The organism is Acidobacteriota bacterium, from assembly GCA_028874215.1.
Taxonomy (GTDB): domain Bacteria; phylum Acidobacteriota; class UBA6911; order RPQK01; family JAJDTT01; genus JAJDTT01.
The window spans coordinates 1-23578 of the sequence record JAPPLF010000063.1 but is presented as its reverse complement, the minus strand read 5'-3'; the positions used below and the strand labels follow the sequence as shown (position 1 = coordinate 23578).

The window sequence follows — 23578 nt, the reverse complement described above, 5'->3', positions numbered from 1 at the left end:
ACAACCGGTGGCCGGTGCAGCAACGGACAAGCGGGAAATTGCAAGGAAAAATCCGGATCCGGGACGCCATTGGGACGGGGCTCGGAGGTTTGTGTTATCAGGGGTGGTAGGTTAGACTTTGCGGCGTCGAATTGAAGGGAAATCCGGAATGTCCCAGCTCCACCGGCGAGCGTTTCTCAAGTCCATTCCAGCAGGAGCTGTGACGCTGATGTCCACGGGTCGGGCCGCCGCTTCCGGGCACAAACCGAAACTGGCCATCGGCCTCGGGTGGAGTCTCTACAACAATCGAACCCTCCGCACGCCGGACGCCATGCGCATGGCCAGCGAGGTGGGGTACGACGATGTGGAGCCGGCCATCTATCCCGGTTGGCAGGACGATCCCAAGATTCTCACCCGGTCGGCCCGGCGTGAATTGGCCAGTCTATTCGGTGAGTTGGGACTGGGGCTGAGCGGGTTGGACGAGGACCTGAGGCTGCTGGTGGGTCCCGAGGCCCACCGGGAGAACCTGGAGCGGATCAAACGGGCGGCGCAACTCTGGCGCGACATCTATCCCTTCAACGTGAGGACCCCCGGGCGGCGGCACCGGCGCCCCGTACTGGTCTTGACGCTGGGAGGGAAGACCTCCGAGTGGGACCAGGCGAAGGAGCCCATGGCCGAGAAGCTCCGGGAATGGGCGGAGGTTGGCCGCTCCCAAGAGATCCTGCTGGCCATCAAGCCGCACGTGGGGAGCGCCCTGCACAGTCCCGATGGTGCTCTCTGGTTGATGCGGCAGGCCGACAGCCCGTGGGTTCGGGTGACGTATGATTACAGTCATTTCAGAGCCATGAATTTCGACATGGTGGACTCGATTCGCCTGCTTGGTTCCCATGCGGTCTTCGCACATGCCAAGGACGCGACGATCAACGACCAGGGCAAGACGCAATTCCTGCTGCCGGGGGATGGCGATACGGACTACGTGAGCTATCTCAAAGAACTTCAGGCCCAGGGTTATCGGGGATCGATCGTTCTCGAGGTCAGTGGACAGATTCACAGAAAACCGGGTTACGACCCGTTGGCGGCAGCCAGGTATTGTTATCGGCAGATGTCCCGGGCTTTTGAAAAGGCGGGTGTTTCCAGGGGTTGAGCCCTCTGGAGGACGGCCCGGGTAGCGGAACTTGTCCGGAGTGACCAATACGTAAGGAGATCAGGAAATGACCAAGGAATTGAATCGTCGCAGCTTCATGGGGGCCACCGCAGGGGCGGGCGCGGTCATGACCGGACTGTCGGGGTCCCTCCTGGCCAGGGGCCGCAGCCTCAACGACACCCTCCAGGTGGCGGTGCTGGGTCCCGGCGGCCGGGGCATGTACTTGTTGCGGAAGTGCCTGGAACATGCCGATGCGTACAACGCACGGGTCACCGCGGTCTGCGAAATCTGGAAGCGGAACCAGAAAATCGCCACCAATCACCTCCGTGAGCACTATGGCAGCGAGACCACGCTCTATCACCATATCGACGACCTTCTGGCCGATGACGGGATCGATGCGGTCATCATCGCCACGGCCGACCACCAGCACGGCAAGATGCTGAAGATGGTGGCGGAAGCGGGAAAGGATGCCTATTGCGAAAAGCCCATGGCCAACGTGCTGTCCGAGGCCAACGACGCCTTGGACGCCTGCAGGAAGGCCGGCACCGTGGTTCAGATCGGCACCCAGGGAAGAAGCCATCCCAAGTGCATCGCCGCTCGCCGGATCATGCAGGACCAACTCATCGGCGATGTGGTTCGAGTCAGTCTGGTGGAGAACGAATACAGTCCTTACCGTTGGCGCCGCAGCCCGGAGCAACTGGCCGAGTGCCGGGAAGAGGATCTGAACTGGAAAGAGTTTCTGCTGGGTAAGCCCGATCGTCCCTTCGATCCCCGGATCTACCGGTCTTTTCGGCTGTTCAAGGACTTCTCCAGCGGAATCTACGACCAGTGGATGAGCCACGACATCGACACTCTCCACTACCTCACCGGGGAACCCTACCCCCTGAGCGCCCGGGCCGAAGGCGGCATCTACCGCTACAAGGATTACCGCGAGAATCCGGACACCACCGAGGCCGTCTTCGAATACGGAACGGGAGACAAGAAATTCCTGGCCAGCTACGGCTGCTGCCTGATCAACGGCGCCGGGACCGGCTACATCTTTCAGGGAACCAAGGGAACCCTCTCGTTTGAAAAGTCGCCGCTCTTCAACGAAGTGCCCTGGCGGGTTTCCGGGGACGGGATTCGCGGCGATGAAGCTCTGAAGCCGGGAGCGAAGCAGATGCAGGGCGAGTATATCGCCGGTGAGCCGGGAGCCATGCCGAACCATCGCTTCCCTCACATGGCCAACTGGCTCGACTGCGTCCGCCGCCGCGACGTCGATGGAATCTCCTGCCCGCCGGAAGCAGGATACGGACACTCCATCGCCTGCATCATGGCCACGGACTCCTTGTGGAGCGGCCGCAAGATGATTTTCGACCCTGACAAGCGGACGATCACTCCTGCATAGATCAGCGTCCTGAACAGCGAGGGGAACCGGCCATGGCAGAAACCGAAATGACCGCTGCAGCCACTGCGAGTATCTCGGCTGCGGATACGGCATGGTTGCTGGTTTCTTGTGCTCTGGTCCTCCTCATGACTCCGGGACTCGCCTTCTTCTACGGCGGACTCGTCCGGTCCAAGAACATCCTCAACACCATGATGATGAGCTTTGCCTCCCTGGGCGTGACCGCCCTGGTCTGGGTCCTGGCCGGTTACAGCCTGGCCTTCGCCCCGGCCAGCGAGGGCATGCAACCCTGGTTGGGCGGCTTGGGACATCTCTTTTTCCAGGGCGTGAACCTGGAAGCCAACGGCAGCATTCCACACCTCCTCTTCGCGGCGTATCAGGGAGCTTTCGCCATCATTACGGCGGCGCTCATTTCCGGAGCCGTGGTCGAGCGGATCCGCTTCGGGCCTTATCTGGCCTTCATCGCCGGCTGGGTGCTGCTCGTGTACGGCCCGGTCTGCCATTGGGTCTGGGGCGGCGGATGGCTGGGCGAGATGGGTGCCCTGGATTTTGCGGGAGGCACGGTGGTCCACGTCACGGCGGGAACGGCGGCCGTCGTCGCCGCCTGGCAGGTGGGACCCCGGAGCGACTACGGGCGGCAGGCGATCATTCCCCACAACGTGCCGTTCGTCCTCCTGGGCGCCGGACTGCTCTGGTTCGGCTGGTTCGGCTTCAATGGCGGCAGCGCTCTGGCGGCCGACGGTACGGCGTCTCTGGCCTTCGTCAACACCCTGCTGGCTCCAGCCGCCGCGTTGACCGTCTGGATGATTCTGGATGCCGTCCGGGACCGGATGGCGACGGCAGTGGGAGCCGCCACCGGTATCGTCGTCGGGCTCGTGGCCGTGACCCCGGCGGCAGGTTTCGTCAGTCCCATGGGAGCCATTGCCATCGGCGCCATCGCCACGTTCCCCTGCTATTACGCGATTCTCTTTCGATCCCGATCCGGATTGGATGATTCCCTGGACGTGGCGGCCGCCCACGGAATGGGTGGATTGAGCGGTGCGGTGCTGACCGGAGTCTTCGCTCACGCGGCCTGGGGTGGATCCGATGGCCTGCTGAATGGAAACGCGATGCAGGTCGTGATCCAGGCTGTGGGCGTCCTCGCCACCATCGTCTATTGCGGCGTCGTCACCTGGGTGCTTCTGAAGGTCATTTCGCTGTTTGGGACCCTGAGGCCGGCTCAAGTCGATGAAAGGACCGGCTTGGATATCCTGGAGCATGGCGAAGACGCGTATGGCCGTGGCGAAGGCACGACCATGATTCCGCCCGGTTCCGCAGTCTGACCGCCTTCACGCCTCCACTCTCTCCCGTCCGGGAGGTTGAATTCAGGTCATCGAAGCTGTGGGCTCCTTCGGGTGGACAGTCGGCTGCGCCTGTCCAATTCCCGGGGCCCGCAATTCATCGATTTCGGGCAGCCAACTGAACCCTGACGCGGAAGCGATCCAAGATGGGACCCTACACCCACCAGATCGATCCGATCCTCTTCGACGTCGGCGGAGTGCACCTGTGGTGGTACGGACTCGGCTTCGCCCTCGGGTTCCTGCATCTGCACCTCTCGGTCCGGCGGTCCAAGCGGCAGTTGGGGTTGTCGGACCGGGAGGTCTGGAGCCTGAGCCTGTTCATCGTCATCGGGGTTCTGGCCGGAGGCCGCGCCGTAGAGATCGCTTTCGACGAATGGCCCTTCTACAGCCGGAATCCAGGTCTGATCCCGGCCTTCTGGCTAGGCGGCATGGCCACCCACGGCGTCATGTCGGGCGCCGGACTCAGCCTGCTGCTCTTTGCGCGCCTGTACCGGAAACCGTTCCTGCCCCTTGCCGACACTCTGGTGATACCGGCGGCGTTTCTCATGGGTACTGCGCGGATCGGGAACTTCATCGACGGCCAGATCGTCGGCAGCGTCACCGATGCCTGGTGGGGCGTGAAGTTCCCCGACGCGGAGGGTTTTCGCCATCCGGTCGTCCTCTACGACGGGGCCAAGAATCTGCTGTTGATGGGGTACCTGCTCCGGGTCGGACGGACCAACAGGACCGCCGGCGCCGTCGCGGCCCGCTTCGTCTTCTGGTATGCGCTTCCCCGGTTCGTCATCGATATCTTCCGCGACTATCCGACCCACCGTCTCCCCATCGGGACGGGTCAGACCCTGAACATCCTGATGGTCCTGCTGGGGGCGATCCTGCTCTATCGCTCCCGTCTGCGGAGGCAGGGACGTCTCCGGAGTGATCCGGGACCCGCCCCCCGGGCCGCGGCCCCGAAGCGGCCTCTGGCCGCCCAGCGAGTCGTCTTCGCCTGCCTGTTGCTGTTCTGCCTGACCATCCCCAGCAACTGGACCCAGGATGTGCCTTCCCGCTACGGCAAGCGTCACCCGGGGATGACCCACTCGTGGCTGTATCCCAGGATAGATACCGATCCGCCTACCGAAACGGCGCGGCCCCGGTGAGGGCGGGCGATCCGTTCCATTCGAGCGCGACATCCGCTTCACCCCACTCCCCAGTCTGGATCATTCAACGAGAACCCTGTAATTTGAACTCAGGCATAGCGAAGGCGGCGCCGCTCGATTCGAGTCGATACCGGCCGGTCTCGCGTCGGCGGCTGGATCATCCTATGAAGCTGCTGTTCACAACCGCCAGGAATCGGCTTGTCCAACATCTGTCCCAGGCTCTGGCCGTGCGGCACCGGGTCGTTCTCACCGACACTCTGCCGGTCAGGAGCCGTCACCCTTTCGTTCCCTGCAATCTGAACCACGATACCGAAACACGGCGGTTGGTCGAGGGAATGGAAGCCATCATCTGGACCGGCTGGACCGACCCTGCAGAGGATGTCTCCTTTCGCCTGGATCGACAGACGCGCTGCCTGTACAACCTGCTCCGGGCGGCGTCGGAGGCCGGTGTTCCCCGCGTGGTTCAATTGAGTTCCCTCGAAATCATGGACCGGTATCCCGCCGGTCTCCGGGTCACCGAGAGATGGTTGCCCTGGCCGGCCGAGGAACCGCCGGCTCTCGCCTACCGCCTGGGAGAGATCGTGTGCCGCGAGTTCGCGAGGGAGGGAAAACTCCAGGCCGTCTGTCTCAGGCTGGGGTCGATCCTGTGGGACACGGAGCATTCCTGCCCCGACGGGGTCACCGTCCAGGACACGGTCGAGGCGGTCAGACGGTCGCTGACGGCGGAGTTGCCTGGATATTCGGTGTTCCACATCCAGTCCGGACTTCCCGGACAGCGATACGGTACGGAACGGGCACAACGGATCCTGGGATTCAAGTCGACCTGGAGGCCGGCGTGAAGGTCCTGATTCTGGGCGCCGCCGGATACCTGGGCCCCCACGTGGTCCGGGCGTTGGAGGGCCGGCACGAGCTGAGGCTGACCGACGTCAAGGAGTCCGCCGAAGGGCCCCACGAGTACCGGCGGGTCGACGTCGCCGAATCGGACCAGGTGGCGGACGCCGCGGAGGGGATGGACGCCATCATCAACCTGTCCGTGCTGCGGCATGACCGGCGCCTGGCTTTCGACGTCAACACCCGGGGCGCCTACAATGCGTTGGCGGCGGCCTGCAGGCACGGGATCCGACGGTTCATCCAGACCGGTCCCTTCTATGCCGTCACGGGACCCGCCACCTGCGAACCCTATGACTTCGCCATGCATCCGGACGTCACGCCCCGGCCGGGAACTCACCTGTATGCCCTGACCAAGGGACTGGCCGAGGAGGTCTGCCGGATCTTCACTCGCAATCAGGATCTCTATGTCACCTCCTTCCTCTTCTACCACTTCCGGGACACTCGGCCGCGCCCGGACGACGAGCCCACGTTCGTTCCGTTCACCGTCACCTGGAAGGACGCCGCGGCCCTGTTTCCCTTGGCCCTGGACGTTCCATTGGAACAGTTGCCGTCGCGGTACGAAGCCTACTTCGTCTCTGCTGATTTTCCTCACGGCCAGTTTTCCAATGAGAAGGTCAAGCGAGTCTTTGGGTGGCGGCCGACCTTCGGTTTCGAGGACTTTTGGAAACGGTGACGTCCCCAGAGGATGGATGCTGGTAGGGTGGGTTGGATGAGGCGCCAAGCGAGCCGCGCAACTTCCGGATGGAGGACATCCGCGTGAAGCTCCGATTGCCATCGGCACGGCTGGCGGGGAAGCGGGCGTTGGTCACCGGCGCCGCCGCCGGTCTCGGAGAGGCCATCGCCCGCCGTTTCGCCGCGGAGGGGGCGCGTGTCGCCGTCGTGGATATCCAGGAGCAGGCTTCGCACCGGGTCGTCGAATCGATTCGCCAAGAGGGCGGGGAAGCTCACGTCGTGGCGGGTGACGTGGGTTCGTCGCGCCAGGTGGAACGCATCGTTTCCACGGCCTGCTCTCTGTTGGAGGGCATCGACATCCTGGTCAACAATGCCGGAGTCATCCCGTCCCGGGAAACCGTGCTCGACACCCGGGAGGAGGACTGGGACAAGACCCTCCGCGTCAATGCCAAAGGCGTCTTCCTCATGAGCCGGGCCGTGATCCCCGGAATGATCCGCCAGGGCGGGGGCGCCATCGTCAACATGTCTTCGGTGGCCGGACTGGTCGGGTTGCCGATCCGGCCGGCCTACGGAGCCTCCAAGGGAGCCGTGTCCGTCCTGACCCGGCAAATGGCCGTCGATTTCGGCGAGCACAACATCCGCGTCAATGCCATCAATCCCTCCTTCGTGATCACCGACATCAACCGGGAGATGTTTCGCCGTCTCAAGAAGGACCCGGACGCGTGGACCGAAATGATTCGCAACCATCCGCTGGGACGGCTGGGCGAACCGGAAGACATCGCCGCCGCCGCCGTCTACCTCGCTTCAGACGAAGCCCGCTGGGTCACCGGCGTCCTGCTCCCGGTGGACGGAGGATTCACCGCGCGCTGACCCGGAACCATTCAGGCGCCAATGAGGAGAAGCACCAATGCAAGTCGTCGATGTGGAAAGGAAGCTGGAGAGCTACCGGCGTTCCTGCCGGAGGGGCACCGATTGGATGTTGGAACGCATCAATCCGGATGGGTCCCTGGGAAACGTCACGGAGCGAAACTACTACTATCGCGTTCCCTGGGCCTTCGCCCTCATGGGTGAAACGGAAGCGGGCCACCGGTTGCTGGATTGGGCCGATCGCAACCGGATCACCTCCGAAGGCGCCTTGGACGAGAGCGCCACCACGGCGGGACCGCAGCTCCGCTACGGCTCGTACCCTCTGGCGTGCCTGATCTACGGCGCCAGCCTGTTGGGCCGATTGGACCTGGTCCGGCGTTGCACCCGGAGTCTCCTCATCTGGCAGGACCCGGAGACCGGGGGCTTCTACGCCAACTCGCAGGAGGGCGTCGAAGGGGACCAGGAGCTGTTCCCCACGGCCCAGGCCGCCATGACTCTCTCCCTCGTGGGCCGCGTTCCCGAAGCGGTCCGGGCCGGTCGTTGGCTACAGCGCCTCTGGGAACTGCAGCCCGATCCCGAGCACTGTCTCTACGCCGTCTACAGGCGTTCCCAGGGACTGGTTCGCGACTACGATCCCCAGGAGGCGGCGTTCTACGTCACCCTCAAGGACGAGCCCTGGCAACATCACTTCAACGGAGGAATCGCTGCCGCAGGGCTGCTCCACATCCACGAAGCCACGGGGGAGGACCGCTGGCTGCGGCTGGCCCGGCATTACGAACGATTCTCCATGAGCACGGACGACATCCAGTTCCGGTCCAAGCAGGTGTGCAAGTCGGGCTGGGGTTCAGGCCTGTTGTACGTCGCGACCCGGGAGGAAGCGTACCGGGCCTGGACCCGGCGCATGGGAGACTGGTTCGTGGAGCACCAGTTCGAGGACGGTCACTGGGAGAACACCAGGTTTTGGACTCCGAAGCCGACGCTGGGCGACAAGATCGTGATCACGGCCGAGTTCGTCATGCATCTGGCCAATATCATCGCCTACCTCTCCGTCAGTCCCGAGCCGTGACGACGGCATTGCCGGTGCCTTTTGCGTGGTCACGGATTCCGAAACTGAAAACCGTAGAGGTCCAGGTCGCGCAGCTCGAAATGGAGCCGGACCGGACTTCCGGCGAGCGAACCGAGGTCCGATGTTCCGTTCCAGGAAACCCGCCGCTCGATCCGGTTGGTGGTATGGATCCGGTCACACTCCTGCAAGGAATATCCGTCCAGGGGCCTGAAATCCGAATCGAGAACCGCCACGCGCGCGATTCCGCCGGCAGAGGTGTTCACGTTCAGGACCAGCTCGCTGCCGCGGAAACTCAGTAACGGCGTCGTGAATTCGCCTCCCGAGTAATCGGCACGGACAGAGATGAACCCGTCCCGGCGCAGCACCAGCCGGCTGATGGCGGCCTCCTCGCGATGGGGAGCCAGGTCCGCCTTTCGGATCAGACGATTCCTCCGGTCGTCCCAACCCCAGGCGTGCAGCATGTCCTTGCCCGAGTAGTACAGGTACATCTCCCGGCCGTTGAGCGCCGGCACGACGCCGTGGACCATGTAGCTGTCCCGCGTGTCGAACTCTCCATCCATTCCCAGTTCCACAAAAGGGCGCCGGTCGTAACGGTGCCAGGCGATCCCGTCCCGGCTGGCGGCAAATCGGATGTCGTTGGTCCCGGTGTTGTGCGGGGTTTCCTCCCTGAACTCGTGCAGGAAACGGCCGTCGTAGTGATAGTAGAGCGAAGGGAAAGCGTAGTAGGCGTCCTGCGCCCAAGGGTATTTCACGACGATGCTGGTGTAGAAATCGGCCACCGGGACCCGGGTCCTGGAGATGGGATCGAAGTGGTGCAGATCCAGCCGGTCGGGGGACAGCGAGAGGGCCGAATCCTCGATATCGGGAAACCGGTCGAGGCGGCGGGATTCGCTGCGGGCGTTGGTCCGGTGTTGGCCGGGCCCCGGGGCGTTCCGTCTCACATAGGCGACGTACTTTCGGATTCGGTCGTCCCAGAAGATGATGTTATAGGTGTCCAAATGGTGCCTGCGGTGGTCCCGGTAGCTCAGGACCCGCTCGTAGGTCGGCCGAAAGTGGATCCCATCGGGGGCCGAGTAGACGTTGAGCTGGTTGCGTCCGTCGCCCCGTAGCCGCACGACCAGGCGGAACCGTTCTTCGGGCGGAGCGTTGGGGTCCAGGAAGACCATCCCATAAGCCTGCTTCTCGATTCCGGCGGCACCATGGCCCGCCACGATGTTGTTCTTCCGGCTGCCTTCGAACTCCACCAGCCCCAGGTTCGGCTTCTCCCAGGTGATCCCGTCGCGTGAGCGCGCGTAGCACATGTAGCGGCGCCAACCGCTCCGGTCCCTCTCCACCTTCAGGGTGTGGCTCCCCGCCTCGTCGCGGTCGAAATTGGCCAGGGACTCGTACCACATGTGGTAGGTCCCGCCCACTTTCAGCACCGTCCCGTACAGGCCCACTCTCCGGCTCTCCCACGGGTGTTCCTGGGGGATGGTCAACTCGCCCGTCTTGCGAGGAGGATGAACGTGCAACCGGACTCCCTGGGAGGTTGCCAGAAACCGACGGTCGATGAAGACCTGGCGGCGGTCGCCGATGTCGAGCGGGGATGCGGACTCTCCCCAAGCCGGCGGCATCATGAGCAGGAGCAACGTCAGACAGGCGAGCGGGTGTCGCGAACCGGATGTCAGGAGACGCTCGAATCTTGTCATAGGGGTCCTTTCCGCCGGACTCGCGGATCAATTCAACGACGTGGCGCTCAGGATGCGCCATCGGCCATTCGCGTCACAGGCCTCGTAGAAGAGCCGGAAGCGCCCGTCGTCCAAGTCGATGACGCACGGCTCGGAGGCGTGGGTCTGGTCCCAGGGACCGCCGATGTCGAGACAGGGCTCGGGATTCTTCTTCCAGCGCAGCCCGTCGCGTGAGACCGCCGCAAATATCCGTCCGTGCATGGGATCGTGGGTCCAGGCAGCGAAGTACATTCGATAGGTGCCGTCGGCCAGACGGATCACTTCCGGCGCATACACGGCATAGTCCTCGTAACGGGTCTCCTGGGGAATGCGCACTCCCGGTTCCAGTTCGAAGTGGAGCCCATCTTTCGAGGCGGCGCTCACGATATGGTTTTGCGACGCCAGGCCCGGCTTCAGAGGATGAGAATAGTGGTGGCAGTAGATCCGGTACCGGAGTCCGCCGTTCGCGCCCCGGAAGTAGAGGCACCGGGGCGATCCGTAGGACCACCGGCCGTCGGCGACTCGAATCCCGGGCTCCGGCTCCCAGTCGAGCCCGTTTTCCGAGACGGCGCTCAGCACACTGGTGGGAGCCGACGCCGTCCTGGCTTCATAGTACATGCGATACCGTCCGTCGGGCAGCGGGATGACGTCCGGACAGAGCACCCTACGGTCCGCATGAGGCGAGTGGACATCCAATCGAATCCCCGGATCCTTGACCCACACCACGGCGTCCTCGGACCTGGCGCTCAGAACGTACCCTTCCGACTCGACTGTGGGACGGCCGAGGCCAAGTCCCGTGTAGTACATGCGGTAGGTCCCATCCGGAAGACGAATCACATTGGGGGTGAGGATCTTGGTGGAATCCAAGGGCGTGTCCTGATCCACCGCAATGCGCGCATCCTTGACCCAGTTGCGCCCCGGATCACGCTCCGCAAAATGCACTGAACGAATGATTTCGGATATCTGCACCGTGCGTGCCTCTGGACAAGCCGTATGCGATGGCGCGTGGCAGCGATCGCCACGAACGGTCTCCGGGAGGCTACTGAAGCGGGAGCCGTTCTTCAAGGCTGCCGTGAGCCGTGCCCAATCGGGACTACCGTCTGGCGCGGCGCCAGAGCCAGAGACGCCACAAGCCGCCGGGAACCAGCGTCAGGACGCACATCCCCGCCAGGATTTCCGACACCTTCAGAGAAGAGTCCAGAGCAAATCCTATCGCCGTCACGCCGAACGTGGACAGCAGGGTGAAGATGGCGTACTCGGTGGCGAAGACTCGTCCCCGCACTTGTCCCGGCACCGATTGGAGCAGGAGCTGAGTGGAAAAGACCCAGATGATTCCGCCGCCGATCCCCGCCCACAAGCTTCCCAGAAGCACGGTTTCCAGGTTGATGAGAAGAGACGAGATCCCCAAACCCAGAGCGCACAGGAAATATCCAACAACCAGGGCCAGGCGGAGCCGGTCGGGCCGGTCCCCGGTCCACAGGCGGGCGGCAATGGGACCGATGCCCGTCCCCAATCCGGCAGCGGAGAACAGCAGGCCGAGGCTGATTCCTCCGGCTTCCCCCACGGGAAAAAGATTGCGGCCGACGACCACCTTGACGACCTGGTATCCCTGGGAGAAGACCAGAGCGGTCACTCCCTTGTGGAGGGCCGTCACCAGGATGTCCCGGTTGTTCCGGAGGTAGCCGAGACCCTCGAGATATTGAACCACTGCCGTCTCGAACAGGCCCCGGCCGGACGCGGCGGAGGTCTCGGGTGTCTTCCGGTACCGAACCCCCAAGAGGATGACGGCCGATACCACGAAGCTGAGGGCATCGATGATGAAGGCCGGATAGATCCCCCAGGTGCCGGCGGCGAATCCTCCCAGCGCCGCCCCGAACGCCAGCATCACCGACCAGGTGGTGGCGTTGATGGCGTTGGCCGTTCCCAGTTCCCGCGGCGAGACGATGTCGGGGAGAATGGCGTTGCGGGCCGGGAAGAAGAAACCTCCCAGGGCCAACTGGACGGCCGTGAGTGCATACAGCAGCCAGACGTCCTGCGGGTCACGGACCAGCAGAAAGCCCAACACGGTGACGGCGCGAAACAGGTCGCTGAGGATGAGAATGTACTTGCGATTGCAGCGGTCGGCGATGACGCCCGCCAGCGGGCTGATGAGAAACGGAGCGAGCATCCGAACCGCAAACAGGCCCCCGATAGCGAATCCGGAACCGGTGAGCTGGGCCAGGAGGGCGGCGGAGGCGATGAGGTTGAACCAGTCGCCCAGCAGGCTCGCGATCTGCCCGAACCAGAGATACCGGAAATTGGCGTTGCCCCGAACCAGTTCCCAATAACCCGTCGGCGCTTCCTCGGGGCCAGCCCCGGTCTTCACTCGCTCGGGCATGGCTCGCACCCGAACAACTCTCGACGGCTTCGTTCCAGATCCGCTCGAATGGAGTCGATTTCCTGGTTCTGAGACCGGCTCTGCGTCCAACCCGCTTCCCGCATCTTGTCGAGAATCTGCTCGGCGGCGTGGGCGTGCCCGTTCTGATTGAAATGGCTGTCGGTGAGAAAGAATTCCTTGATCGGCGTCGAGCTGGCTTCGAAGCTCCTTCGGATCGAGATCACGGTGGCCCCCAGATCGCTCAGGATGCCTTCGACCCGGTTCGTTCCATACCGGGGATCCATTCCTTCCGGTTTCCCCTGCTTGTATTGAACCCAAAGTTCCGACAGCGTCCATTTGTAGGGAATGACCAGGGCGATCAGCGGAATCCGGTGTTTGTCGAGCAGACCTTTGACCCCTTTCAGGGCCGATCCCGTGTCATTCCACGCTCGACGCAATGGTGGCGGTTGGTGCTCTTCGGGGAGAAGGGAAGCAAGCGCTCCGGTGACGGAGAGTCCGGCTCGCCGTGCGTGCTTCAGGAAATACCGCTGAGTCGATCTGCCGTCGCCCGCTCTGATCCCCTGGTACCAGAACGAGGCCCGCACCGCAGGTTCCTCGACCAAGCCGAAGATCCGGAAACGGCGGCGCAACCCGGCTCTGACCGGATCCAGGAACACAGGTTCCAGGTCCGGAACGGTCGGGTTCAGATAGGGGCGGAACAGGTCCTGCATGCTGCAGGTATGGGCGAGTTCAACGCTGTTGTTGCAGAGGTCGTTGAAGGGGAACACCTGGAGCACCACCACGTCCGGTTTCAGGTCCAACCCCAGAGTCTCCAATGCGATCAACTGCTGGTTGGTTCCCCAGTCTCCGACGGCCAGGTTGACGACTTCCCAGGACTCGCCGTTTTGGTTGAGCCGGTGGGCGAGCAGTCCCGGGTAGGTCTCCCCGTAGGGGACGTTCATCCCCGCGGAGAACGAATCGCCCAGGTTCAACAGCCGGCGGGTCCCCTCCGGCTTGGTCCGGCTCACCTCAGGCGAACGGAAACCGCGGGAGTTGAGCCCGGGGACGCGGCGGTGAACCGGATCCAACGTCCATCCGAGATCGGGGTCGAAGCGATACCAGGGGCTGGTGTTGGGATCGTAGTCGGAGAGACGCAATCCCACCTCGACGATGGTCAAGATCACCAGTGTGGAAGCCAGACCCAGCAGGGGCTTGATCATTGCGCTCTTCATTGGAACAGGTATCCGGAGCCGATCCCCCGGATCAGGGTTCGCACTCCAGGACCACCTCGGTGAGGATCGGTGAATTGCCGCCGTCGGGGGAGACCAGCACGACCCGGTACTGGAGCCAGGAATGGCCATCCGGGATCTCCTGCAGGGGGTCTCCGGACGTGGAATAGAAAGAGCCGGAACCCTCGGGGCCTCTCCATGGGGCCGTTTCCAGGCCGTCCTGCCCGGCAGCAGTGCGCACCTGGAACTGGAGTTCCGTGCCCAGTGGCGTCTCGCCCGACCAGGCCAAGCGCTTGAAACGGGTTCCCCCAGGCGCCTCGACCGGGGCGGAAATGAAGTCCCACGCCGGTTCCCGGGTGTAGACGTTCCCGGCATCGACCATGGCGTCCAGATGGACTCCCACGGTCGGCAGATGGGTTCGACGGGAATCGTCGAAGCCCGCCGCCGAGCCCCAGTAGATGTTGGTCCCCGCCGCATGGTCGAAGAAGGTCTGGTGGTTGGAGACCACCAGGTCCACCCAACCGTCCCGGTCCAGATCCAGAGCATCCACCGCCGCTGAAGAGGCGGCTTTCACCAGGGTCCGCCGGGCCATCGAGTAGTTTCGGCTCCCGTCTCCCCAATAGACGAAGGCGGGGATTTCCCGCGTGGTGACCGACTTGTAGTTGGTCATCGCGATATCCAGATGGCCGTCCTCGTTGAAATCGGCAATGGAGGCGTCCAGGCTCGTGAATCCCTCCAGTGGAGTGGGAGGGGCGGCAGTGAATCCCTCGGGACTCCCCCAGTAGATGAGAGCCGGTCCGTCCATGTCGCGGTACCTGGGACTGGCGCTGCTGGTGAAGAGCAGGTCCAGCCATCCGTCCCGGTCCAGGTCGGCCGGCACGGCATGGGGGGCGCCGTAGGCCTCCAAAAGGAGATGGTTCTCTTGCCGGTAACCGTCGGGGCTTCCCCAGAAGATCTGCGACTCGTCACCGTAGCTCATGGGAAAGACCAGGTCCAGGTGGCCGTCCCGGTCCAGATCGGCGATGGCGTTGGCTTCCAGCAACTTGTCGTGAAGATCCCACTGGGTCGTGCGAGGCGATTCGAACCGTCCGGCGCCGCCCCAGACGATGGTGGCCACTGCGGCATCCTTGCGGCCGGAAACGCCGGAGCCGGCAAAGAGGAGGTCCAGGTAACCGTCCCGGTTCAAATCCGCAATGTTGTTGGTGATGGGCCGTGGGACATTCAGCCGGGTGCGCCGGTCGGCGCTGTACCCTTTCGTCCCGCCCCACCAGATGGCCGGTCCTTCGCGATGAGCCATAAGCAGGTCGGGATAGTCGTCGTCGTCCAGATCGGCGATGCTGTATTCCATCGTTCCGCCCGGTCTCAACAACGTCAGCGAGGAATCTCCGTATTGGCGTTGGGATTCGCCCCAGAAGATGGCCGTGGGCAGGATATCGGTGTCACTGCTCAGGTGGTTGATCAGAAGGACGTCCGGCCAACCGTTCCCGTCCAGGTCCGCAATCCCCGAACCGTCGACACCGAAGCCCAAGAGCTGGGTGCGCCGGAACTGCGAAAACCCCCGGTCGCTGTTCCAGTAGATGTAGGAGGGTGCGTCGACAGTGGTTTCCCCCCGACTGTTGCCGAAAAGGAGATCGAGGGATCCGTCAAGGTTCAGATCGGCAGCCTGCACCGTCGTGGCCGCCAGGGTGGGGAGGGGTGTGCGTTGTTCGGGACTGAATCCTTTTTCCGTGCCCCAGAAAATCTCCGACGGCGGCCGCGAACCCCGCCGCGCTCCCTGGTTGGCAAAAACCAGATCGACGTGTCCGTCCTGGTTCAGGTCGGCGGCGGCGAGCCCCTTGCAGGAATCTGCCGGGAGCCGGATCGAGTTCCGGGTGTCGAGACCCTTGGAAGATCCGAAAAACACGACGCCGTTGGAACTGCCGGCGGCGACCAGGTCATGGATCCCGTCCCCATTGAGATCCGTGGCCAGCAGTGTGCCCATGCCGTCGTGCATCCGCTTTCCCGGTTTCACTCCAGCATCGAGATGGAGGTCCTTGGCATCGAGAATCTGACGCCGCCCGGGTCCGAATCCTCCCTTGCCGTCTCCCCAATAGACGAAACAGCTCTGAACCTCGCTGTTGTGGTTGGCAAAGGCCAGGTCCAGGAAGCCGTCGCCATTGAAGTCCCCAATGGCCGCGTCCTGTGCCGTGACACTGGGGACCGTACTCCGGCGTTCGGGATGGAAGCCGGTGACGCTTCCCCAGTAGATGTACGACTCCAAGTGCAACCGAAAACCCAGGGATTCGCCCAGCTCATCCCCCCGGTTGGCGACGACCAGGTCGGGGAAGCCGTCGCCGTTCAGGTCATCTGCCGCGACTCCGCCGGCCCGATAGGCGGGAAGCTGCGTGTGGTTGCCGAGACCGTATCCGGACGGTCCGCCCCAGTAGATGTAGACGTCCTGGTCCGGCCGGTAGTTGTGCATGAAATTGGCGATGACGATGTCCGGGAACCCGTCCAGATTCAGGTCCGAGATCAACCCGCGGCCGCCACCTTGGGTCGGCAGCCGGGTGATGCGGGAGGCAGCGTCGTCCAGGTACTTCAAGATGGAGAACGGGGCTCGGAGTTCCCACAAATCGGGCATCAGCGACCGGAAGCCGTCGGGACCGCCCCAGTAGATGATGGAGTCGGGGTTGTAGACGCTGTTGTGATCCTGGGTGAAGACCAGATCCAACTCTCCATCCCGATTCAGATCGAGCCGGTTGATGGTCTGAAGCCTTCCTTTTCGGGAAACGTAGGTGTTGGCCCCGGCATCGCCCAAACGCCCCTTGCTCAGGCTTTCGAAGCCGCTGTGGCGGATCCGGTGGGTTGCGGACTGGGGATGGAGGTTCGAGGAGACCGCTGCCGTCAGGGTCAGCGCCAGAAGAAATCCTGAAACTGATGAGAAGTCTTTTCGGCAGTACTGCATCGGCCGCAATCCCATGGTCTCTCTCCCCATCGTCAGGTTCGGCGATAGTTCCACACTTGTTTATCAGATCACGGTGAGCGGGGGAACGAGAACTGCGAATTAGTAGGAGGATCAGTTGGTGGGAGCGGCACAGAGGACTGGAAGGATTTACGGGGCCGGTCGGATAACCGGCCCCGTAGTGGGATTCGAACTATCTACACTAGTTCATGCAGGACCTATATTGTCGATTGCAAATCCTCTTCTGGAATTCAAGGACAATCTGGCATTGCATTTCTTCCCCGAATCGTTGACACCTCCGATAGGCCTCATAAGCCGCTGATGTACACCACTCGTAACGAGCCCAACAGACCGTTTTACAGGCCCATGTGTCCGCATTTGCGGGTACGGTTGCAACCGATGCTTGTAGAATGAACAAGGTGATCATGAGTGTGGCAATGAGTTTCATTTATTCTCCTTCTTATCTTTCTTCAGATTGTTGCCCGCGGATCCTGGAGATGAATTCCGGTCCCACCGACGCCTCCAGCAATGTCCTCCGGATTTGCGCGTCCACGAGATGATGCTCCATGAATCTGTCCAGACTCTCCTGTTCTCGCGGATGGGCGGCCAGGTAGTCATCCACGGAAACGCCCAATTCATCTGCTGCTCGGGCAATGTCGTTATAGGTGTCGAGATGGGAGGTTGCTACCGTGGATCGGAGCCGGACGAACTTCCATGGCGGCAGGCCTTTCTCGGTTTCCGCTTGGAGGTCGGCTCCAGCTTCCAACAGCATTTCGACGATCTCTAGGTTCTCGGCAGTGGGCCGGGCGGGAATGCTTTGCAGATGCAATGGCGTGGCGCCAAAATCATCCGCTGCATTGACGTCCGCTCCCGCGTCCAGCAGTCCTCGTACCTGATCTGGTGTGTTGGCCATGTGAAGAGGCGTCGCACCTTCACAGCCCCCAAACTGGCTCGTATCCGGCTTGGGATTGCCATCAAGTGCCGCCTTGTACAGCAGGCCGTAACATCCCCCAATCTCGTCTGCGATGGAATAGAACACGTTCTTCATCTGTTCAGCGATATCTTCGTCCTCTCCGCCGCGTTTCAGACTCTCCAATTCCGGAAGGTCGGGACAGGCCGCGCATTCCTCGACCGGCAAGGGGATGTGTCTCCGCTTGGGTGGGATGGAAGGCGCGGAACTCTTGGACTGCCCCGTTACGGGTTGTTGCGGAGGCTCACTTACCTTTACCGGCTCGGTGTCCTCCCAACCCCACCAGAGAATCAACAGCAGGGGAATGACCAGAATCACTCCCAGTTTCCAATGCTTTTCGCTCATGGATCGGATCTCCTTTCGTTAGGAAGGGCGCCCTGCGCAGACAAGCCTGAAGCCGAACGATTATAATTTCGCAAGATTGACTCCTCCTCCTACGCAGGACGAGTTGATTTAGAGCCTGTCGAATGTAGCCCCATTCGACAGGCTCGGATCAGGAGCGGCAGACCCTGGCACGACGAGTGCAGACTCGCGGCACCTTTTTGAGCCTCATCCGCTTCCCACAAGTTCAAAAAACCATCCCCATGCAGCCATGAGGACGAGGCCGCCGGGCTTCCCCGGAATGGCCTTGCCGGGGAACCCTTCGGCGATCGCTCGGGATTTTCCGAGCGTCATATACGAAATAACGAGCAAGCAGAAAAATGCGCGAGAGAAGTTGGAGCGGAGTCGCTCCAACTGACGTATTCAGGAAAGGGACGGAGAGGTTGGGGAACGGCTGCCCGGCTACGGGCGCCAGATTGCCGTGGGCATCGAATGCCATGTCGTCGGAACTTGAGACGACTTCCAGATCGGAGCGTTCCCGGACTTCGGGCGAGTACTTCTCGCTGGCCAGGACCTCGCCCAGCTTGAGCATGTTGACGATCTGGATTATCCGCGAGTCAACCGGATCGACGAGGGCTACGATCTCCAGGGCGGAGAGCATGGCTTCGCGCTACGTGTCGAAGGCGACGGAGACTGTAGCGGACGGGTTTCTTTCGGTGAAAACGTCGATCCGGGGCTATGGTGTTATTCACGATGGTCAGCCCGCGGCAATGCGGCAGTTGGCCACGTTAACGTCGGCGACGGTCAGGATGAACTCCAGGAAGCTGAAGTCCTTGATGGCTTGATGGTAGATCTTGGCGCCCTGATGCTTTCCCAGGCCGATGAGCATCATCTTGTAAGGGCCGAACTAGAGGGGTCCGACAAAACCGGTACGAAGCTTGATCCGGCCATGGACCATGGAGCGGTCGGCCTCGTAGTCGGGGCCGGTCGGATCACCGGCCCCGTGAAATGCGATTCGAATTAGCGGCACCCGGCCCTACAGTAATAGTATTCCCGGTCGCAAATCCTCATCCCGAAGTTGTAGGCATACCGGCATTGTGCTTCCTCCCCGTATCGTCTACACCTCTCATAGGCTGCTTCAACCGCCGCTGCACAGTACTGGTACCTGATCCAGCAACTCGCTCTACATCTCCAATAGTTCGAGCTTGCGGATAGGGTTGCAGCCGGTCCTTGTAGCATGACCAAAGTGATCATGAGTGTGGCAATGAGTTTCATTGATTCTCCATCATTATGTTATTAAGATTGCTTGCTCAGGAAGTCGGAGACGAATTCCGGTCCCATAGTCGCCTCCAGCAGTGTCGCGCGGATCTGGGCATCCACGAGGTATTGCTCCATGAAACTGTCAAGCCGCTCCTTAGCCTTGGATGAGCGGTCAGATAGTCATCCACCGAGACGCCCGAATCGTTCGCTGCGCGGGCAATGTCGTTATAGGTTCCGAGATGGGAGGTTGCTACCGTGGAATGGACAAGAACATGCTTCCAAGGTGGTAGCCCATCTTCGGTTTTTGCTTGGAGGTCGGCTCCAGCTTCCAGGAGCATCTTGACGATCTCCAGGTTCTCGGCAGAGGGTCGGGGCGCGATACTCTGTCGGTGCAATGGCGTCCTGCCGTATTCATCCGCGGCACTGACGTCCGCTCCCGCGTCCAGCAGTCCCCGTACCTGATCCGGCTTGTTGGCCATGTGAAGAGGCGTCTGGCCTTTGCAGCCCCCGAGCTGGCTCGTATCCGGATTGGGATTGCCTTCAAGCGCCGCCTTGTACAGCAGGCCGTAACATCCCCGGATCTCCCCGGCGACGGAATAGAGCACGTTCTTCATCTGCTCAGCGATATCTTCGTCCTCTCCGTCGCGTTTCAGACTCTCCAGTTCCGGAAGGTCGGGGCAAACCGCGCATTCCTCGACCGGCAAGGGGATGTGTCTCCGCTTGGGTGGGATGGAAAACGCGGAACTCTCGGACTGCCCCGTTACGGGTTGTTGCGGAGGCTCACTCACCTTTACCGGCTCGGTATCCTCCCAACCCCACCAGAGAATCAACAGCAGGGGAATGACCAGTATCACTCCCAGTTTCCAATGCTTTTCGCTCATGGATCGGACCTCCTTTCGTAAGGAAGGGCGCCCTGCGCAGACAAGCCTGAAGCCGAACGACTACAATCTCGCAAGATTGACTCCTCCTCCTACGCAGGACGAGTTGATTTAGAGCCTGTCGAATGTAGCCCCATTCGACAGGCTCGGATCAGGAGCGGCAGACCCTGGCACGACGAGTGCAGACTCGCGGCACCTTTTTGAGCCTCATCCGCTTCCCACAAGTTCAAAAAACCATCCCCATGCAGCCATGAGGACGAGGCCGCCGGGCTTCCCCGGAATGGCCTTGCCGGGGAACCCTTCGGCGATCGCTCGGGATTTTCCGAGCGTCATATACGAAATAACGAGCAAGCAGAAAAATGCGCGAGAGAAGTTGGAGCGGAGTCGCTCCGACCGGCTAATTTAGAAATGGGAGTGGGGAAGTTACGGAACGGTTACACGGCCACGGGCGCCAGGTTGCCCTGGGCGTCGAACGCCATGGCGTCGGGACCGGAGACGACTTCCAGATCGGAGCGTTCCCGGACCTCGGGCGAGTACTTCTCGCTGACCAAGACCTCGCGCAGCTTGAGCGTGTTGGCGATCTGGATGATCCCCGAGTCCGCCGGATCGACCAGGCCCACGGTCTCCAGGATGGCGAGCATGGCTTCCTGATCCGTCTCGAAGGCGATGGGGACCGCGGCCGCGGACGGATGTCCTCCGGTGAGGGCGTTGATCCGGGTGGCCACCAGGTTCGCCTGATCCACGGTCCTCTGGTTGGTCACCTCGGCCATGCCGATTCCGCAGGCGTTGCCATGGGTCTCGCGGGTCAGTCCGCGCACGAAGATGCGCTTGCAGTCGACCGTATCGTCTTCGGTGGCTCCGTGATCGTTGAACTTGCGCCCCACGACGTTCGTGTCCATGCCGGAGCCCGAGATGTTCTTGCCGATCTCATCGACGACCAGGAGATCCACCTCGGGGAAGGGAAGGCGGGGCATCCAGAGTTGGGCCAGCTTGAGAAGCTCCTTTTCCCGTTCGAAGAACCGGTCGGGGGCCACCGCCTCGATGAGCGCGGTCTCATCGTAGGCGTTCTCCACGACGGCCAGCCCCGCGGCGACGCGGCACTTGGACAGGATGACGTCGGCGACGGCCAGGATGATCTCCAGGAAACTGAAGTCCTTGATGGCCCGATGGTAGATCTTGGCGCCCTTATGCTTGCCCAGGCCGATGAGCATCATCTTGTGAAGGCCCGACTCGATGGGACCGACGAAACCGGTATGGGGCTTGACCCGGCCGCAGACGATGACGTGATCCGCCTCGTAGGCATGGCGGTCAAAATGGACGGGAATCCCCTGGGGAGTTGTGTCCACGATGACCGTCTCCATAGAGGAGCGGATCGGCGCTCCGGTGTATTCCTCGGTGACGCCGTAGCTGTGAAGGATCTCCTGCTGTCCCTCGGCGGTGCCGCCGCCATGGCTGCCCATGGCCGGAACCACGAAGGGTTCCGCCCCGATATCCTTGAGATGCCGGGAAGCCGCCTTGATGATGGAGGCGATATTGGCGATGCCGCGGCTGCCGGCCGTGATGGCGACGCTCTCCCCGGGCCGAATCTTGTTGCCGAGCTCAAGCGCGGCCAACTGCGAGCCGGTCTCATGCTCCACGTCGGTGAGTTCCGGCCCTTCGAACTTCTGATTCAAACGCAACATTCTGGGAAACGACATCCTGGAACTCCCTTCCGAACCACGGCTCCGGTCCCGAATGCGGGACGGCCGTGTCCCCCCTGATATATCACTCCCGACCCCATTTTCATACCACCACGCTAACGGACGAATTGAAAGGCGTAGAGCTTGGAATTCCTGAGCCTGATGTGCAATCGGACTTCCCGGCCCGCCAGCGTCGACACGTCGCCTTGCCCCTTCCACGAAACCGGGAAGGCGACGTTGTTCCCGTTCATGGGGTCGGCATCCTCCAATGCGAAACCAGGAATGGGCCGGCCCTGAGGGTCCTGGATCTCCACCAGCGCTTCGCCACCGGCGCTGGTATCCAGGTTCAACTCCAGCCTGCTGCCGGCAAACCGGATGAGTGGCGTCGCCAGCCAGCCGCCCCGGTAGCCGGCGTCGGCAGATACGAACCCATCGAGCCGGAGGACGGCTCGGGAGACGGCGGACCGCCGCCCGCCGGGGACGGGGTCGACGCGGTCGGCGTGGTCCCAGTTGGTCCCCACGTAGTAGATCCAGATCTCGTTGCCCATGCGGATGGGGCGGGGCATTCCCCAGACCCACTTGGACCCGAAGCTGCCGGCGTGACCCAGGCGCAGAAACGACTGGCGCTCTCCCAGGCGCAGAAAATTCCGGCCGTCCCGGCTGGCCGCCAACTGGACATCGGCCGTGGTGGGATGGAGATGCCGGTAGTGATAGTAGATGGGAATCATGGCGAAGTAGGCGTCCTGGGCCTCGGCGTAGCGGAAGACGCCCGTTCCGTAGAAATCCAACGACAACGGACCGACAACGGTATAGCCGGGTCCGAAGACGGTCTCGACCTGGTGGGCCCTCTCGGAGGCGCGCGACTGCTGGCGCCGGGGCAGGAAATCGACCAGGGGCGCCAGGTCCCGGGCATCGGGCAGGAGGACGATCTCGAATTTCTCCCAGTGGGTCATGTCGTCCGATTCGTTGTACCCCACCATGCGCGGATGGACTTCCCGGCTGTAGCCCCGATAGCGTCCGATGGTGGGGTCCCAGAACCAGCTGGGTTGCGTGTCGGCGGCCCGTAGCCCGGTGGGGAGCGTCTCCTCCAGGTGCCACCGGAGCCCGTCCTCCGAGTACCAGAAGGCGTTTCCCCCCTTGCGCGTTCCCGGGACGGTGTAGAGCTTGGACCAGGACCGGTACCGCTTTTCGGCCGGCGCGGCGGGATTTTCGTCCCTGGCCACGGAACCGCCGCCCACGGTCATCACCGAGAGGTCGGTGGGCATCACCAGGTTGTTCTCCCGCGATCCGTCCTTCTCCACCAACCCCAAGATCGGTTTTCGGAATCGGATGCCGTCCTCCGACTCGGCGTAGCACAGGGCCCGAAAACCCTGCCCGGGCCGGCCGGCCCCGGTATACAGGTCGTACCAGAGGCGGATTCGGACCCCTTCGGGACCTTCCTCCTTCAGCACGCTGCAATAGACGTGGATCTTCGCACCCTCTTCCCACGGCTGGTCCACCACGATCAGAGGTTCACCCGTCTGGTGCGGCGGGTTCATGCGGAGGGTGATTCCGTCGCTGGATTCGATGAAGCGATGGTCGATGAACAACTGCTTCCGGTCTCCCACCACCAGCGCTTGAGCCGCCAGGGGCTGGAGGAGAGGTGCGGCCAAAAGCAGCAGGACATTGAGAACGGCGATGGGGTTGGTCATGATACGGCTCTCGCTAGTGTGATGTCCCGCAAATACGTGTAGCAAGGCGCTCCACTTTGTCGATGATC

19 protein-coding genes are annotated in these 23578 nt (G+C 62.5%); 8 read left to right on the top strand and 11 right to left on the bottom strand.

Annotation, left to right across the window (positions count from 1 at the left end; genetic code table 11):
- Positions 1–208 precede the first annotated feature (208 nt).
- The 8 genes from OXT71_12025 to OXT71_11990 all read left to right on the top strand — a co-directional run bounded on the left by OXT71_12025 (position 209) and on the right by OXT71_11990 (position 8479).
- Complete coding sequence (locus OXT71_12025; protein ID MDE2927117.1) at positions 209–1123, top strand: sugar phosphate isomerase/epimerase; 915 nt, start codon at positions 209–211, stop codon at positions 1121–1123.
- Between the two features lie 67 nt (positions 1124–1190).
- The gene (locus OXT71_12020; GenBank protein MDE2927116.1) at positions 1191–2510 is read left to right on the top strand and encodes a Gfo/Idh/MocA family oxidoreductase; all 1320 of its coding nucleotides are present in this window, start codon (positions 1191–1193) and stop codon (positions 2508–2510) included.
- Positions 2511–2542: 32 nt separating this feature from the next.
- Entirely contained in the window at positions 2543–3829 is a 1287-nt protein-coding gene (locus tag OXT71_12015; protein ID MDE2927115.1) for an ammonium transporter, read from the top strand.
- Positions 3830–3993: 164 nt separating this feature from the next.
- Positions 3994–4983: a prolipoprotein diacylglyceryl transferase gene (locus OXT71_12010; protein MDE2927114.1), complete on the top strand. Its 990-nt coding sequence runs from the start codon at positions 3994–3996 to the stop codon at positions 4981–4983.
- A gap of 164 nt (positions 4984–5147) precedes the next feature.
- Entirely contained in the window at positions 5148–5822 is a 675-nt protein-coding gene (locus OXT71_12005; protein ID MDE2927113.1) for an NAD(P)-dependent oxidoreductase, read from the top strand.
- Positions 5819–6547: an NAD(P)-dependent oxidoreductase gene (locus tag OXT71_12000; GenBank protein MDE2927112.1), complete on the top strand. Its 729-nt coding sequence runs from the start codon at positions 5819–5821 to the stop codon at positions 6545–6547. The genes OXT71_12005 and OXT71_12000 overlap by 4 nt, the downstream gene beginning before the upstream one ends.
- 83 nt (positions 6548–6630) lie before the next feature.
- Complete coding sequence (locus tag OXT71_11995) at positions 6631–7416, top strand: SDR family oxidoreductase (protein ID MDE2927111.1); 786 nt, start codon at positions 6631–6633, stop codon at positions 7414–7416.
- A gap of 37 nt (positions 7417–7453) precedes the next feature.
- Positions 7454–8479: a hypothetical protein gene (locus tag OXT71_11990; GenBank protein ID MDE2927110.1), complete on the top strand. Its 1026-nt coding sequence runs from the start codon at positions 7454–7456 to the stop codon at positions 8477–8479.
- Between the two features lie 29 nt (positions 8480–8508).
- Here OXT71_11990 and OXT71_11985 read toward each other — a convergent pair whose 3' ends face one another.
- The 11 genes from OXT71_11985 to OXT71_11935 form a co-directional block, all read right to left on the bottom strand.
- Positions 8509–10167, bottom strand: a complete 1659-nt coding sequence (locus tag OXT71_11985) for a hypothetical protein (GenBank protein ID MDE2927109.1) — start codon at positions 10165–10167, stop codon at positions 8509–8511.
- 27 nt (positions 10168–10194) lie between these two features.
- Positions 10195–11154, bottom strand: a complete 960-nt coding sequence (locus tag OXT71_11980; GenBank protein MDE2927108.1) for a hypothetical protein — start codon at positions 11152–11154, stop codon at positions 10195–10197.
- 124 nt (positions 11155–11278) lie between these two features.
- Positions 11279–12562 carry an MFS transporter gene (locus OXT71_11975; protein ID MDE2927107.1) on the bottom strand — a complete coding sequence of 428 codons (1284 nt, stop codon included), beginning with the start codon at positions 12560–12562 and terminating at the stop codon, positions 11279–11281.
- Positions 12547–13773, bottom strand: coding sequence for a hypothetical protein (locus OXT71_11970; protein MDE2927106.1), 1227 nt, complete (start codon positions 13771–13773; stop codon positions 12547–12549). The genes OXT71_11975 and OXT71_11970 overlap by 16 nt, the downstream gene beginning before the upstream one ends.
- Positions 13774–13804: 31 nt before the next feature.
- On the bottom strand, positions 13805–16729 hold the full coding sequence (locus tag OXT71_11965; GenBank protein ID MDE2927105.1) for a VCBS repeat-containing protein: 2925 nt from the start codon (positions 16727–16729) through the stop codon (positions 13805–13807).
- 442 nt (positions 16730–17171) lie between these two features.
- Positions 17172–17849, bottom strand: coding sequence for a hypothetical protein (locus OXT71_11960; protein MDE2927104.1), 678 nt, complete (start codon positions 17847–17849; stop codon positions 17172–17174).
- 400 nt (positions 17850–18249) lie between these two features.
- Positions 18250–18663, bottom strand: a complete 414-nt coding sequence (locus OXT71_11955) for a hypothetical protein (protein ID MDE2927103.1) — start codon at positions 18661–18663, stop codon at positions 18250–18252.
- A 96-nt stretch (positions 18664–18759) separates the two neighbouring features.
- A complete protein-coding gene (locus tag OXT71_11950) occupies positions 18760–18894 on the bottom strand; it encodes a hypothetical protein (GenBank protein ID MDE2927102.1) in 135 nt (44 codons plus the stop codon).
- Positions 18895–19312: 418 nt separating this feature from the next.
- Positions 19313–20143: an ankyrin repeat domain-containing protein gene (locus tag OXT71_11945; protein MDE2927101.1), complete on the bottom strand. Its 831-nt coding sequence runs from the start codon at positions 20141–20143 to the stop codon at positions 19313–19315.
- A 431-nt stretch (positions 20144–20574) separates the two neighbouring features.
- The gene (locus OXT71_11940) at positions 20575–21837 is read right to left on the bottom strand and encodes a lactate racemase domain-containing protein (protein MDE2927100.1); all 1263 of its coding nucleotides are present in this window, start codon (positions 21835–21837) and stop codon (positions 20575–20577) included.
- Positions 21838–21935: 98 nt separating this feature from the next.
- Positions 21936–23510, bottom strand: coding sequence for a hypothetical protein (locus OXT71_11935; protein MDE2927099.1), 1575 nt, complete (start codon positions 23508–23510; stop codon positions 21936–21938).
- Between the last annotated feature and the right edge of the window lie 68 nt (positions 23511–23578).

Coding starts and splice junctions, on each gene's coding strand:
- OXT71_12025 (MDE2927117.1), top strand. CDS start 209: ATGTCCACGGGTCGGGCCGCCGCTTCCGGGCACAAACCGAAACTGGCC.
- OXT71_12020 (MDE2927116.1), top strand. CDS start 1,191: ATGACCAAGGAATTGAATCGTCGCAGCTTCATGGGGGCCACCGCAGGG.
- OXT71_12015 (MDE2927115.1), top strand. CDS start 2,543: ATGGCAGAAACCGAAATGACCGCTGCAGCCACTGCGAGTATCTCGGCT.
- OXT71_12010 (MDE2927114.1), top strand. CDS start 3,994: ATGGGACCCTACACCCACCAGATCGATCCGATCCTCTTCGACGTCGGC.
- OXT71_12005 (MDE2927113.1), top strand. CDS start 5,148: ATGAAGCTGCTGTTCACAACCGCCAGGAATCGGCTTGTCCAACATCTG.
- OXT71_11990 (MDE2927110.1), top strand. CDS start 7,454: ATGCAAGTCGTCGATGTGGAAAGGAAGCTGGAGAGCTACCGGCGTTCC.
- OXT71_11985 (MDE2927109.1), bottom strand. CDS start 10,167: ATGACAAGATTCGAGCGTCTCCTGACATCCGGTTCGCGACACCCGCTC.
- OXT71_11975 (MDE2927107.1), bottom strand. CDS start 12,562: ATGCCCGAGCGAGTGAAGACCGGGGCTGGCCCCGAGGAAGCGCCGACG.
- OXT71_11970 (MDE2927106.1), bottom strand. CDS start 13,773: ATGAAGAGCGCAATGATCAAGCCCCTGCTGGGTCTGGCTTCCACACTG.
- OXT71_11965 (MDE2927105.1), bottom strand. CDS start 16,729: ATGGGATTGCGGCCGATGCAGTACTGCCGAAAAGACTTCTCATCAGTT.
- OXT71_11955 (MDE2927103.1), bottom strand. CDS start 18,663: ATGCTCTCCGCCCTGGAGATCGTAGCCCTCGTCGATCCGGTTGACTCG.
- OXT71_11950 (MDE2927102.1), bottom strand. CDS start 18,894: ATGATGCTCATCGGCCTGGGAAAGCATCAGGGCGCCAAGATCTACCAT.
- OXT71_11945 (MDE2927101.1), bottom strand. CDS start 20,143: ATGAGCGAAAAGCATTGGAAACTGGGAGTGATACTGGTCATTCCCCTG.
- OXT71_11940 (MDE2927100.1), bottom strand. CDS start 21,837: ATGTCGTTTCCCAGAATGTTGCGTTTGAATCAGAAGTTCGAAGGGCCG.
- OXT71_11935 (MDE2927099.1), bottom strand. CDS start 23,510: ATGACCAACCCCATCGCCGTTCTCAATGTCCTGCTGCTTTTGGCCGCA.